Origin of the sequence: Haemophilus haemolyticus, from assembly GCF_003352385.1 — a bacterium.
GTDB lineage: Bacteria > Pseudomonadota > Gammaproteobacteria > Enterobacterales > Pasteurellaceae > Haemophilus > Haemophilus haemolyticus_I.
Genome location: NZ_CP031243.1, coordinates 292328 through 305328 on the forward strand (window position 1 = coordinate 292328; position 13001 = coordinate 305328).

Sequence of the window (13001 nt, forward strand, 5' to 3'; positions counted from 1 at the left end):
CCTCTCTTAATATCGAACATAATAAATTGTGGGCTAAAGCCCACCTTACGGAAAATCAATGAACTCTATCAACTTCCCAACGGCTCAACACGCAGTCGATAAAATTGCACAAGAATTTGTGATTTATAGCCAATTAAATCATCCTGTACATATTTCCCTTTCTGGCGGTTCAACACCTAAGTTGTTATTTAAAACCTTAGCCAAAGCACCTTATGCAGAACAAATTAACTGGAAAAATCTACATTTTTGGTGGGGTGATGATCGTATGGTTCCACCAACCGATTCAGAAAGCAATTATGGAGAAGTGCAAAAACTCTTATTCGATCATATTCAAATTCCAGCAGAAAATATTCATCGAATTCGTGGTGAAAATGAACCGCACTTTGAGCTAAAACGTTTCGAAGAAGAATTAAGTGCGGTCATTCCAAACGGTGTTTTTGATTGGATCATTTTAGGCATGGGGATAGACGGTCATACCGCTTCTCTTTTCCCACATCAAACCAATTTTGATGATGAAAACCTTGCTGTCATTGCAAAACACCCTGAAAGCGGCCAAATCCGCATTTCTAAAACAGCCAAACTCATTGAACAAGCCAAACGCATTACCTATTTGGTTACCGGCGAAAGCAAAGCGGAAATCCTCAAAGAAATTCAAACGACTCCAGCTGAAAACCTTCCTTACCCAGCAGCAAAAATTAAAGCAAAAAATGGGGTGACGGAGTGGTATTTGGATAAGGCAGCGGCGGAGTTGCTATAACAAGTTTAGAATCAAATATCTCAGGCTTGCAAAATGATAGACTACAAAGTGAATGAACCGATTTCAGTTAAACAATTTATTGCACTGCTAAATAAAACAACGCTCGGGGCACGCCGTCCGTTAGAGGATGAAAAACGCGTCGCGGCGATGTTGCACCATGCAGATTTATTAGTTACTGCTTGGGATGGTGAACAATTAGTGGGCATAGCACGTTCCGTGACGGATTTTGCCTATTGCTGTTATTTATCTGATTTAGCGGTTGATGAACAATATCAAAAACAAGGTATTGGATTGCAATTGATTGAACACACTAAACAAGCCTTACATCCACAAGCTAAAATTGTGCTGTTATCAGCTCCACAAGCTGTAGATTATTATCCGCATATTGGATTTACACAGCATATGAGTGCGTGGACGAGGAGTTAATTTATTAGCATTGTACGGACTAAAATAAGATATAGATACATCAGATGCGGAGTTACTTTAATGTTAAATTTAGATAATAAAAAATTTATTGCTGTTGAAAACACCGCAAATGGTGAGGTCAGCAGCCAAACCGAATTTCATTACCATCAGCAAGGTAAAATGATTTGGGCAGAATATGGTGGCGGTGAAATTTTAAAAGGTTTTTTAATTGGAAAATGGATTAACGATACTCAAGTTCAATTTACGTATCAACATTTAAATCAATCACTAGAAAATCGTTTGGGGCGTTGCTGTACAACATTTTCTTTAGAAAAAAGTAAACTCGTCGGTCATGAAAAATGGCAGTGGCTAGACACGTTAGAGCAAGGCAGCTCTTTAATTAGAGAAATTTAAAAGAAGTTTTGCTATAGAATATCTGAAACAAGCTTCTTATACTTTACAATAAATACTAAATGATAGGTGCATCGGTACCTCACAAACAGGAGAAAACAATGTCAGTAAAAGGCGACATCGGTGTTATCGGCTTAGCCGTAATGGGGCAGAACCTCATTTTAAATATGAATGATCATGGCTTTAAAGTTGTGGCATATAACCGTACCACTTCAAAAGTGGATGAATTTTTACAAGGTGCAGCAAAGGGTACGAACATTATCGGCGCATACTCTTTAGAAGATTTAGCTGCTAAATTAGAAAAACCACGTAAAGTGATGTTAATGGTGCGCGCAGGTGATGTGGTGGATCAATTCATTGAAGCATTACTACCACATTTAGAAGAGGGCGATATTATTATTGATGGTGGTAACTCAAACTACCCAGATACAAATCGTCGTGTAAAAGCGTTAGCGGAAAAAGGCATTCGCTTTATTGGTTCGGGGGTTTCTGGTGGTGAAGAAGGTGCACGTCATGGACCATCTATCATGCCAGGCGGTAATCAAGAAGCATGGCAATATGTGAGACCAATCTTCCAAGCAATCTCCGCTAAAACCAAACAAGGCGAACCTTGCTGTGACTGGGTTGGCGGTGAAGGCGCTGGCCACTTTGTGAAAATGGTTCACAATGGTATCGAATATGGCGATATGCAATTAATCTGTGAAGCTTACCAATTCTTAAAAGAAGGTTTAGGCTTGAGCTATGACGAAATGCAAGCCATCTTCTCAGAATGGAAAAAAACTGAACTTGATAGTTATCTAATCGATATCACCACCGACATTCTTGGTTATAAAGATTCCGATGGTGAGCCATTAGTTGAAAAAATCTTAGATACCGCTGGTCAAAAAGGGACAGGTAAATGGACCGGTATCAACGCATTAGATTTCGGTATTCCATTAACCTTAATCACTGAATCCGTCTTTGCACGTTGTGTTTCTTCATTTAAAGATCAACGTATTGCAGCAAATCAATTATTCAATAAAACTGTTACTCCAGTTGAAGGTGATAAAAAAGTTTGGATTGAAGCAGTGCGTAAAGCATTATTGGCGTCAAAAATCATTTCTTACGCACAAGGTTTTATGCTGATTCGTGAAGCCTCTGAACAATTTGGTTGGGATATTAATTACGGTGCAACGGCATTATTATGGCGCGAAGGTTGTATTATTCGCAGTCGTTTCTTAGGTAACATTCGCGATGCGTACGAAGCGAACCCAGATTTAATCTTCTTAGGTTCAGATAGTTACTTCAAAGGTATTTTAGAAAACGCATTAAGTGACTGGCGTAAAGTGGTGGCAAAATCTATCGAAGTGGGTATTCCAATGCCTTGTATGGCATCTGCGATTACCTTCTTAGACGGCTATACTTCAGCTCGTTTACCAGCAAACTTATTGCAAGCACAACGTGACTACTTTGGCGCACATACTTATGAGCGTACTGATAAACCACGTGGTGAATTCTTCCATACTAACTGGACAGGTCGTGGTGGGAATACCGCTTCTACCACCTATGATGTGTAGTTAAAAATATCGATAAAAATTACCGCACTTTGAGATAGTAAAGTGCGGTATTTTTTTATTTCTTTTCTGTTTATATTTGGGAAATAAAAAACGGCGCTATTTCAGCACCGTTCTTTGTTATCGAATCACATTTTAAAGAATAACCTGAGAAAGACCTAAACCGATTAATAAGCAGAAAAGCATGCTCAATAAACCAGGAAGCATAAAGCTATGGTTTAAAATGTATTTACCGATTCTGGTTGTACCCGTGGTATCGAAGTCAAGAGACGCGATGATTGGGCCATAGTTAGGGATAAAGAAGTAACCATTTACAGCAACAAATACACCGATTAATACTGGTGCTGGGATACCTAATGCGATACCAAGTGGGAACAATGTTGCTACTGTTGCACCTTGGCTGTTTACTAATACTGAAAGTACAAATAGCGCGAAAGCAAATGCCCATGGTGCAGTTTCAACTAAGCCTTTCACCATTTCTTTTACTTCGGTCATGTGCGCTTGCATCAAGGTGTCACCTAACCATGCAATACCGAAGATTGCGATTACTGCACGCATACCTGCGTGGAACACAGAACCTTTAGTGATTTCAGTGCCATCTGGTTTACAAGTTAAGATGATTAACGCACCAATCGATAACATAATGATTTCGATAGTGTGTGCCATACCCATTGGTTTACCATCAAATACTGGACGTAAAGATGGAACCGCACCCATGATTACAACAAGTAATGAACCAAATAAGAATAAAGAAACAGAAATCTTAGCTGTTTTGCTCACTTCTACTTCTTTGACTGAAGTGGTAGAAGCAAAAATATCTGCATATTTTGGATCATTTAAACGACGTTGATATTCTGGATCATCTTTTAATTCTTTACCCATTTTGTTTACGAATAAACAAGCAATAAAAATACCTAAGATGGTTGAAGGAATAGTTACCATTAATACGTCGCCAAGATGAATGCCTTGAGGTTCAAGGTAAGCCACGACCGCTACAACAGCTGCCGCAATAGGGCTTGCTACGATAGCAAATTGTGATGCGATTACCGCCATTGACATTGGACGTTCTGGACGGATACCATTTTGACGGCTCACTTCAGCGATAACTGGTAATACAGAATATGCTACGTGACCAGTACCAGCTAAGAAAGTGAATAACCAAGTTACTGCTGGCGCGATAAAAGTAATATGTTTAGGATTACGACGTAAGATTTTCGTTGCGATTTTGATCATATAGTCTAAACCGCCAGCCGCTTGCATTGCCGCTGCTGCAGAAACTACAGCCATAATCATAAACATAACATCAATAGGTAAACCTGCTGGTTTTAGACCAAAGCCAAAAGAAAGAATAGCAAGGCCTAAACCACCAAATACACCTAACCCGATACCACCTACACGTGCACCCACAAAGATACACAATAATACGATGGCAAATTGTAGTAAGAACATTGCAGACATACTGCCCCCTAAGTTAATTAAAAAACATCTTTGTTTTATTTATTAAAACAGCGCTTAATATAGCAACAAATAGGTATCGATTCCATAACATGGATCAATAAATTGTGGTCAAAAGTGCGGTTATTTCTAGTTTAGTTATAGATGTATAATTCAAGGTATTTAACGTTCATAATAATTTTTTTGAAAGATAACCCAAGTGCGGTTATACTTGAGCCCTATTTTGACGTACTTAATCAGTAGAGAAAACAATGCAAGAATTTATCCCAATGGCAACAGAGTTTGCTCAAAAACATACTCTTTTAGCGGTTTCTTGGTTTGCGATTTTCGTGATGGTAATTTATACCTTCTATAAAGGCGCAACGAGTAAATTTAAAGTAATTACTCACAATGAGGTGATTCGTTTAATCAACGCGGATGAAGCTATTGTGGTGGATTTACGTAGTATTGAAGAATTTCAACGTGGTCATATCATTGATAGCATTAATTTACTTCCAAGCGAAATTAAAAATCAAAACATCGGTAAAATTGAACAACACAAAGAAAAAGCAATTGTGTTGGTAGATATTAACGGTGTTTCTGCACCAGCTTCAGCTACACTTTTAGCGAAACAAGGTTTTAATCGTGTGTTTGTGTTAAAAGAAGGCATTTCTGCATGGGCTGCGGCAAATTTACCTTTAGTTAAAAAACATAAATAAGGAATCGAAAATGTCAGAACAAAAACAAGACGTTGCAGCAACAGAAGAACAACAACCCGTTCTTCAAATTCAACGTATTTATGTAAAAGATGTGTCTTTTGAAGCACCAAATCTTCCACATATTTTCCAACAAGAATGGAAACCAAAACTTGGTTTTGATTTAAGCACCGAAACGACTCAAGTTGGTGATGACTTATATGAAGTGGTATTAAACATTTCTGTTGAAACTACACTTGAAGATAGTGGTGATGTCGCATTTATTTGTGAAGTAAAACAAGCGGGCGTATTCACTATTAGCGGTTTAGAAGATGTTCAAATGGCGCATTGTTTAACCTCTCAATGCCCAAATATGCTTTTCCCTTATGCGCGTGAATTAGTGTCTAACTTAGTAAATCGCGGCACGTTCCCTGCGTTGAATTTATCTCCAGTAAACTTTGATGCATTGTTTGTTGAATATATGAATCGCCAACAAGCAGAAAATGCAGAAGAAAAATCTGAAGAAGGTCAAACTAAACACTAATTAAGTGGTAAAACAAAAGGCAAGCTAGGAATCCTAACTTGCCTTTTTTGTTGTTAAAGTGCGGTCAATTAATAGCTTGAATTGATTAACACTTCTTCACCGTAGCCACCTAAAGTCGGCATCGGTTGATAAGTTGAGTTTGCTGCACGCATTAAACGAATACCACGGATACCCGCTTCTTTAGCCGCTAATACATCATCATCGCTGTCGCCATAGTGAATGGTAACTTTGTGCGCAATAATGCCTGGGGTTTTGTTGTATTTAGTTGTGCGTTCACGTCCGCCCATAAATTCAACAGGGTGCATATTTTTAATATCAAACGCTTTTTGTAATACAGGTGTTACACCATCCACGTTCCCTGCAGTACGACCTGTAATAAAATAAATTTGGTCTCCACGTTCTTGGTGCATTTTGATCAAATCAATGCCGATTTGTTTTGGAATTGAGTATTTGTCGCAACCTGCGTTAACTTCATTCCAGAAATCTTGGTTTTTCAAGTAGTCTTGTTTACCTGGAGAATATTTTTGTTGACCATAATGGAAACAAGGGCTGCTGAAAAGTACGGTATCATCAATATCAAAGCTGACATTAATTGGGCCTTTGCCTTCTAATTCTTTTTTGATTTGATCTACTGATATCCAGTGAATTGGTTGTTCTTGCAACATTTCACGTGCATTTGTACCTGATTGAGTATAAGGCTCAGTTTTTCCTGCCATAGCTGGAATTGCTGCTGCGGTTAATAAAGCTACGACAGATAGCTTAATCATATTTTTCATAAAAACTCCTAGTTGGATGGTCATTGAATGCTATGTATCATACACATTCTATGTTTTATATCAATTTAAAGCAAACGTTTGCTATCTTGAAGTATGATCAGGCTCACATTTTTTTATTATTTTTGGCGAATAAATCGGCAAAAGAGTATTTTCCCTTGAATTTTGTTAATTTACCGCCATATAACAAACAACTTTTCACTTTATAAAGGACAGAACAATGACAACGATTGTAAGCGTACGTCGTAATGGGCAAGTCGTCGTAGGCGGTGATGGACAAGTTTCTTTGGGCAATACCGTGATGAAAGGCAATGCACGAAAAGTGCGCCGTTTATATAATGGCAAAGTGATTGCTGGTTTTGCGGGTGGTACTGCAGATGCATTTACACTTTTCGAATTATTTGAACGTAAACTTGAAATGCACCAAGGGCACTTACTAAAAAGTGCGGTGGAATTAGCAAAAGATTGGCGTACAGATCGTGCACTCCGTAAGTTAGAAGCGATGCTAATTGTGGCGGATGAAAAAGAAAGTTTAATCATCACGGGTATTGGCGACGTGGTTCAACCAGAAGAAGATCAAATTTTAGCAATCGGATCGGGTGGTAACTATGCGTTGTCTGCAGCACGTGCATTGGTGGAAAATACTGAACTTTCTGCTCGTGAAATTGTTGAAAAATCTTTGAAAATTGCTGGTGATATTTGCGTGTTCACAAATACCAATTTCACCATTGAAGAATTACCGAATTAAGGAAAAAGCTATGTCTGAAATGACTCCTCGCGAAATAGTTTCTGAATTAGATCAACATATTATTGGTCAAGCCGATGCAAAGCGTGCAGTGGCAATTGCGCTACGTAACCGTTGGCGTCGTATGCAGCTTCAAGAACCTCTGCGTCACGAAGTAACTCCAAAAAATATTTTAATGATTGGACCAACTGGTGTGGGTAAAACTGAAATTGCTCGCCGTTTAGCCAAATTAGCTAACGCGCCATTTATTAAAGTAGAAGCAACGAAATTTACCGAAGTGGGTTATGTGGGGAAAGAGGTGGATTCCATTATTCGTGATTTAACGGATAGTGCGATGAAGCTTGTTCGCCAGCAGGAAATTGCGAAGAACAGAGCAAGAGCTGAAGATGCGGCTGAAGAGCGTATTTTGGATGCTTTACTTCCTCCAGCAAAAAATCAGTGGGGCGAAGTTGAAAGCCATGATAGTCACAGCAGTACTCGCCAAGCGTTCCGCAAAAAATTACGTGAAGGTCAATTAGATGATAAAGAAATCGAAATTGATGTGTCTGTTGGCGTGTCTATGGGTGTTGAAATTATGGCTCCTCCAGGCATGGAAGAAATGACAAACCAGTTGCAATCATTGTTCCAAAATTTGGGTTCAGATAAAACGAAAAAACGCAAAATGAAAATTAAAGATGCGTTGAAAGCCTTGATTGATGATGAAGCAGCGAAATTAATTAACCCTGAAGAACTTAAACAAAAAGCGATTGATGCGGTAGAACAAAATGGTATTGTCTTTATCGATGAAATCGACAAAATTTGTAAGAAAGGTGAATATAGCGGTGCAGATGTATCGCGTGAAGGTGTGCAACGTGATTTACTTCCGTTAGTGGAAGGCTCGACCGTTAGTACCAAACACGGAATGGTTAAAACTGATCATATCTTATTTATTGCATCGGGTGCATTCCAAGTTGCTCGTCCTTCAGATTTAATTCCAGAGTTGCAGGGGCGCTTGCCGATTCGTGTGGAACTTACCGCATTAAGTGCGGCTGATTTTGAGCGTATTTTAACGGAGCCACATGCCTCTTTAACCGAGCAATACAAAGCCTTGATGGCAACAGAAGGGGTGAATATTGAATTTACAACCGATGCAGTGAAGAAAATTGCTGAGGCTGCATTCCGTGTGAATGAAAAAACGGAAAATATCGGTGCACGCCGTTTGCATACGGTAATGGAACGTTTAATGGATAAAATTTCTTTCAGTGCAAGCGACATGAATGGTCAAACTATCAATATTGATGCGGCTTATGTATCGGATGCACTCGGCGAAGTGGTCGAAAATGAAGATTTAAGTCGTTTTATTCTTTAAGAATAAAAATTTTACACATAAAAAGTGCGGTGAATTTTGGATCTGCATCCCAAAAATTGAACAGTTAAGCAAATACTGAGTTCCGCATTGTACGGGACTCAGCTTTTTTATAAGTCTATTAATGGGACAAAATAGAGTTTATTCTGCCCAACTCTAAATTCTGTCACATCAGCACGAACTGTTTTTGATTTAATTCGGTTACACTAAAATCCTAATTAAAACGAAATTAGTAAGAATCGGACATCATCTGCACCTTAAATAGGCATCCTGTTTTTGTGGAAGTTCAAGGTTCACCGCACTTTTTTGTTAACATAGGAAACTTAAAGAATCGTTAATAGCTGGGCAAAATCATCAAACACCCAATCTGGATTGGATTCGCTGATAGGGATATTGTAATTGTAACCGTAAGTTAAACCAACAACCGCACAGCCCGCAGCGTGACCTGCGATAATATCATTTTTAGAATCGCCCACGAAAAGCACTTGGCGTGGTTCAAAACCAAATTTTCCGCATAAATAATAAAGCGGACCTGGGTGTGGTTTAATGGCAGGTAAAGATTGCCCCCCCAACATTTCACTAAATAAATGATCAATTCCAAACGCAGCCAATACTGGTTGAACATGCCTTGTGGGTTTATTAGTAACAACTGCTAGAACATAGCCTTTTTCTTTTAAGGTTTCTAATGTTTCTTTTACATTCGGATACAGACGACTTACATTACATAAATTCTCGCCATAAAAAAAATTAAAACGCTCCGTTACCTGCTTAATCTCTTCTTCAGTTAAAACTTTTCCTGTTTGTTTTTGCACCCAATCTAACGCACGGGCAATTAATACAGGCGCCCCATTACCGATCCAAGTTAACACTAATTCTTCTGGCGCTTTCGGTAAATCAAATTCAGCCAAAGCAGAATTTACCGATAATGCCAAATCAGGCAGGCTATTTACCAACGTCCCATCTAAATCAAAGCCAATAAGTTTAAATTGTGTATTCATTGTTTTTCTCTGTTCTATTGCAATCGCATTTCATTAAAACGACGGTTATGCGCCCACACTCGCGAGCTGTGTACGCATTTGGTCAATAACTTGTTTATAATCTGGCTTACCAAAAATTGCGGAACCTGCCACAAACATATCAGCACCTGCTGCTGCAATTTCTGCAATATTATCAACCTTCACACCACCATCTACTTCAAGACGAATATCATAACCACTTTCATCAATGATCTTACGAGCCTGTTGTAATTTCTTCAATGTTGCAGGAATAAAAGATTGTCCGCCAAATCCAGGATTAACTGACATTAATAAAATCACATCCACTTTATCCAAAACGTAATCTAAATAGCTCAACGGCGTTGCAGGATTAAAAACTAATCCAGATTTACAACCACAATCACGAATAAGCTGCAAAGAGCGGTCAATATGTTCGCTAGATTCTGGGTGGAAAGTGATGTAGTTCGCACCAGCTTTAGCAAAATCGGGAATAATACGATCGACGGGTTTTACCATTAAATGCACATCAATCGGTGCGGTAATACCATAATCACGTAAAGCTTGACATACCGCAGGCCCAAAAGTGAGATTAGGTACATAATGATTATCCATTACATCAAAATGAATAACATCCGCGCCCGCATTAAGTACATTTTGTACATCATCACCAAGACGAGCGAGATCGGCAGAAAGAATTGATGGGGCGATAAGATAAGGTTTCATAAAGGTTCTCCGTTGAGAAAATGAGTGCATTTAGTTTACTCACTTAAGTTCAAAAAACCAATAGTAATCCTTATATGAAATAACAAGATAAACAAAGAAAGGGCACTTGAGTGCCCTTTCAGTTATTAATATTAAATAGACGAAAATTTACACGTCCAAATTTGCTCTTAACGCATTCAGCTCAATGAACTCACGACGTGGCTCAACTTCATCTCCCATTAAGGTCGTGAAGAGTTGATCTGCTGCAACAGCATCCTTAATAGAAACTTTCAACATACGACGTGAATTTGGATCCATTGTGGTTTCCCAAAGTTGATCTGCGTTCATTTCACCAAGTCCTTTATAACGTTGTATTTCAAGGCCTTTACGAGATTCTTTCACTAGCCATTCAACGGCTTGTTCAAAACTACGTACTGGTTGTACTTTTTCACCACGTGTGACATAAGCGCCTTCTTCTAATAAACCATTGAGTTGTTTATTAAGAGAAACAATTTTCGCGTATTCATTGCCGTGAACAAAATCAAAATTCAAGAAATAATCGGTATCAATACCATGTTTACGAACGGTAATCACCGCTTCATACACTTGGCGTTCCGCATTAAATTGTGTACGCACCGAATATTGATGAGCTTCTGTTTCTTTTGCGGTCAGTTGTTCAACAAAAGATTTACCCCAATTTTCAACCGCACTTTCGTCTTTCATCATTTCGACAGAAATTGGCGACTGATAAATTAATCCTTGCAATACAGGGGCTGGATAATGGCGACTTAAGCGACCGATAAGTTTTTGCACGCTATTATATTCTGCCACCAATTTTTCAAATACAAGGGCATTCATTGCTGGTGCATTTGCGCTAATATGTAATTCCGCGCCATCTAAAGCAAGCGTTAATTCATATTGCTCCATTTCATCCGCATCTTTAATGTAGCGTTCTTGTTTTCCTTTTTTCACTTTGTAAAGTGGCGGCTGAGCAATGTAAACATAACCACGCTCAATAAGCTCAGGCATTTGACGATAGAAGAACGTTAAAAGCAACGTACGAATGTGAGAACCATCCACATCAGCATCAGTCATGATAATGATATGATGATAACGTAATTTATCTGGGTTATATTCATCACGACCAATACCGCAACCTAAAGCAGTAATTAATGTGCCCACTTCTTGGGAAGACAACATTTTGTCGAAGCGCGCTTTTTCTACGTTTAAGATTTTACCTTTCAATGGCAAAATTGCTTGAGTTTTACGATCACGACCAACTTTTGCAGAACCACCCGCAGAGTCACCCTCCACCAAGTAAAGTTCAGAAAGTGCAGGATCTTTTTCTTGACAGTCCGCAAGTTTACCCGGTAAACCTGCAATATCTAATGCCCCTTTACGGCGCGTCATTTCACGAGCTTTGCGTGCTGCTTCGCGCGCACGAGCTGCCATAATAATTTGGTTTACGATGATTTTTGCATCTGCTGGATTTTCCAATAAATATTCCTGCATTTTTTCATTCATCGCAGATTCCACCGCACTTTTAACTTCTGAAGACACAAGTTTGTCTTTAGTTTGCGATGAGAATTTTGGATCAGGCACTTTAACTGAAATAATTGCAACTAAACCTTCACGCGCATCATCGCCTGAAGTGGCCACTTTTTCTTTTTTCAGCATACCTTCGTTTTCCATATAGCTATTTAAGCTACGGGTTAGAGCCCCACGGAAACCTGCTAAGTGAGTACCGCCATCACGTTGAGGAATGTTATTTGTGAAGCAATACACGTTTTCATTTACACCATCATTCCACTGCAAGGCGACTTCTACTCCGATGCCATCTTTCTCAGCTGTAAAATAAAATGGTTTTGGATGAATTGGGTTTTTATTTTTATTCAAATATTCGACGAATGCTTGAATACCGCCTTCGTAATGGAAATGATCTTCAGAGCCATCACGTTTATCGATTAAACGAATAGACACGCCAGAGTTCAAGAAAGAAAGCTCACGTAAGCGTTTTGCTAAGATTTTGTAATCAAAGGTTGTGATAGCAAAAATATTTGAGCTTGGCCAGAAACGAACTGTTGTCCCCGTTGCCTCTGTGTCGCCAATCACTGTTAATGGCGCTTGTGGCTCACCTAAATGATAGAATTGCTCATGAACATGACCTTGACGACGAATGGTTAATTGTAATTTATCAGAAAGCGCATTCACTACAGATACACCCACGCCGTGTAAACCGCCCGATACTTTATAAGAGTTATCGTCAAATTTACCGCCTGCGTGAAGCACTGTCATAATAACTTCAGCTGCAGAAACGCCTTCTTCAGGATGAATATCCACAGGAATCCCGCGCCCATCATCTTGCACCGATACAGAATTATCATCATGAATGGTCACGATAATATCGGAACAATGGCCAGCGAGGGCTTCATCAATGGCATTATCCACCACTTCAAATACCATATGGTGCAAACCAGTACCGTCATCGGTATCACCGATATACATACCAGGACGTTTACGCACCGCATCAAGGCCTTTTAATACTTTAATGCTCGATGCACCATAGTTATCATTGGTCGTTTCTGACATAATTTATCTCATTCTTTTGTAAATAAAAATTGGGCGAGATTATAGCAAAAAAT

The 13001-nt window shown here is 39.0% G+C and carries 13 protein-coding genes; 8 read left to right on the forward strand and 5 right to left on the reverse strand.

The window, feature by feature from the left end:
- Positions 1-58: 58 nt before the first annotated feature.
- The 4 genes from pgl to gnd all read left to right on the forward strand — a co-directional run bounded on the left by pgl (position 59) and on the right by gnd (position 3129).
- A complete protein-coding gene (gene pgl, locus DV428_RS01455) occupies positions 59-757 on the forward strand; it encodes a 6-phosphogluconolactonase (RefSeq protein WP_114908438.1) in 699 nt (232 codons plus the stop codon).
- A gap of 33 nt (positions 758-790) precedes the next feature.
- Positions 791-1183, forward strand: coding sequence for a GNAT family N-acetyltransferase (locus tag DV428_RS01460; protein ID WP_114908439.1), 393 nt, complete (start codon positions 791-793; stop codon positions 1181-1183).
- 60 nt (positions 1184-1243) lie between these two features.
- Positions 1244-1576 carry an avidin-fold protein gene (locus tag DV428_RS01465; protein ID WP_114908440.1) on the forward strand — a complete coding sequence of 111 codons (333 nt, stop codon included), beginning with the start codon at positions 1244-1246 and terminating at the stop codon, positions 1574-1576.
- A 98-nt stretch (positions 1577-1674) separates the two neighbouring features.
- Positions 1675-3129: a decarboxylating NADP(+)-dependent phosphogluconate dehydrogenase gene (gnd, locus tag DV428_RS01470; protein WP_114908441.1), complete on the forward strand. Its 1455-nt coding sequence runs from the start codon at positions 1675-1677 to the stop codon at positions 3127-3129.
- 132 nt (positions 3130-3261) lie between these two features.
- Here gnd and DV428_RS01475 read toward each other — a convergent pair whose 3' ends face one another.
- Entirely contained in the window at positions 3262-4584 is a 1323-nt protein-coding gene (locus DV428_RS01475) for an anaerobic C4-dicarboxylate transporter (RefSeq protein WP_114908442.1), read from the reverse strand.
- Between the two features lie 248 nt (positions 4585-4832).
- On the opposite strand from DV428_RS01475, the gene DV428_RS01480 reads away from it, so the two are divergent.
- Complete coding sequence (locus DV428_RS01480) at positions 4833-5279, forward strand: rhodanese-like domain-containing protein (RefSeq protein WP_005635667.1); 447 nt, start codon at positions 4833-4835, stop codon at positions 5277-5279.
- A 10-nt stretch (positions 5280-5289) separates the two neighbouring features.
- A complete protein-coding gene (gene secB, locus DV428_RS01485; RefSeq protein ID WP_005629412.1) occupies positions 5290-5799 on the forward strand; it encodes a protein-export chaperone SecB in 510 nt (169 codons plus the stop codon).
- Positions 5800-5867: 68 nt separating this feature from the next.
- Here the strand turns inward: secB and aphA are convergent, their stop codons facing one another.
- Positions 5868-6575 carry an acid phosphatase AphA gene (gene aphA, locus DV428_RS01490; protein WP_114908443.1) on the reverse strand — a complete coding sequence of 236 codons (708 nt, stop codon included), beginning with the start codon at positions 6573-6575 and terminating at the stop codon, positions 5868-5870.
- Positions 6576-6792: 217 nt separating this feature from the next.
- On the opposite strand from aphA, the gene hslV reads away from it, so the two are divergent.
- Both hslV and hslU read left to right on the forward strand, forming a co-directional pair.
- Complete coding sequence (hslV, locus tag DV428_RS01495) at positions 6793-7320, forward strand: ATP-dependent protease subunit HslV (RefSeq protein WP_005629407.1); 528 nt, start codon at positions 6793-6795, stop codon at positions 7318-7320.
- A gap of 10 nt (positions 7321-7330) precedes the next feature.
- The gene (hslU, locus tag DV428_RS01500; RefSeq protein WP_114908444.1) at positions 7331-8665 is read left to right on the forward strand and encodes an HslU--HslV peptidase ATPase subunit; all 1335 of its coding nucleotides are present in this window, start codon (positions 7331-7333) and stop codon (positions 8663-8665) included.
- Between the two features lie 320 nt (positions 8666-8985).
- On the opposite strand, the gene DV428_RS01505 is transcribed toward hslU, so the two are convergent.
- The 3 genes from DV428_RS01505 to gyrB all read right to left on the reverse strand — a co-directional run bounded on the left by DV428_RS01505 (position 8986) and on the right by gyrB (position 12948).
- The gene (locus DV428_RS01505) at positions 8986-9660 is read right to left on the reverse strand and encodes a phosphoglycolate phosphatase (protein ID WP_114908445.1); all 675 of its coding nucleotides are present in this window, start codon (positions 9658-9660) and stop codon (positions 8986-8988) included.
- Between the two features lie 45 nt (positions 9661-9705).
- The gene (gene rpe, locus DV428_RS01510) at positions 9706-10380 is read right to left on the reverse strand and encodes a ribulose-phosphate 3-epimerase (RefSeq protein ID WP_114908446.1); all 675 of its coding nucleotides are present in this window, start codon (positions 10378-10380) and stop codon (positions 9706-9708) included.
- A 147-nt stretch (positions 10381-10527) separates the two neighbouring features.
- The gene (gene gyrB, locus DV428_RS01515; RefSeq protein ID WP_114908447.1) at positions 10528-12948 is read right to left on the reverse strand and encodes a DNA topoisomerase (ATP-hydrolyzing) subunit B; all 2421 of its coding nucleotides are present in this window, start codon (positions 12946-12948) and stop codon (positions 10528-10530) included.
- Positions 12949-13001 lie beyond the last annotated feature (53 nt).